Here is a 1,052-nt window from a genome sequence, read left to right on the forward strand (position 1 = left end):
TTCGTATTATAAGGTCAACTAGAAATGAAAATATTTCTTGTTGACCATTTTTTATATCGATTTATGATAACCGTAGCCGGGGTAGAACGTAATGGCCCTTGGGACTTGATCCCGTCCGTTAAACAGTTCACCCCCTACTTGTAGAAACATGATTGAGGCTGGTTGGGACAATGATCTCGTATAACAAGCGAAGCTATGATACTACATGGAGGAATAGGGGGTACCGGTTAATAGATTCTTAGGAGGGGATAAATGATGAATCCAGTCATAGGTCTGGATGTGGCAAAAGGTGAAAGTCAGGTTCAAGCATTCTTGGATAAAAAGCAGCCGTACAAAAAGAGCTTCAAAGTAGCACATACTCTTGAAGGGTTAAGTAGTCTTCTATATTTTATTAGAGAAGTAGAAGATATATCAGGAGGACGACCTCCCATAGTATTAGAATCAACTGGACATTATCACACACCTATTGTGCAATATTTCGAGGACAGAGGGTACTTGTTGATTATCGTGAACCCTCTTATATCATATCGAGCTAAGAGTTCTAGTTTACGTAAGGTAAAGACTGATATTATTGACGCTCATCACCTCTGCGAGTTGTATTATAAAGAGGACTTAGAGCCTTACAAACAACGAGGAATCCAACTTTTAAACCTTCGTAATCTTACAAGACAACACGAAAATATTACAGGCATGTTTGTACAAACCAAACTGCAATTTCAGTCAGTTCTGGATCAAGTATTTCCTGAATACTGTGGAGTTTTTGGAGCCTTATATTCGGATGTTTCTTTACTGACTTTACAAGCATTTCCTACTTCAGAAGAAGTCTTGGAAGCAAGCGAAGAAACCATCGCTAACAAAATAAAAGAGTTCTGTAAAAGTCGCTCACAACAATGGGCAAACAGTCAGGCAGAAAAACTAATGGCTGCCGCAGCTCAAAACCCATTTCAGAAAGCCTTATATCATAGCCTTTCTTTAAGTTTGAACATGTATATTAATATGCTTCTTGAATACAAAAAACATCTATCCACGCTTGATGACGAGATAGATGCTTT

Annotated in this window: 1 protein-coding gene; it reads left to right on the plus strand. The window is 38.3% G+C overall.

The window, feature by feature from the left end:
* Nucleotides 1-255: 255 nt before the first annotated feature.
* On the plus strand, nt 256-1,052 hold a 797-nt coding region (locus IC621_RS26260; RefSeq protein WP_191162982.1), incomplete at its 3' end, for an IS110 family transposase.

The sequence above is a fragment of the Metabacillus arenae genome, from assembly GCF_014773385.1.
GTDB classification, from domain to species: Bacteria; Bacillota; Bacilli; order Bacillales; family Bacillaceae; genus Metabacillus_D; species Metabacillus_D arenae.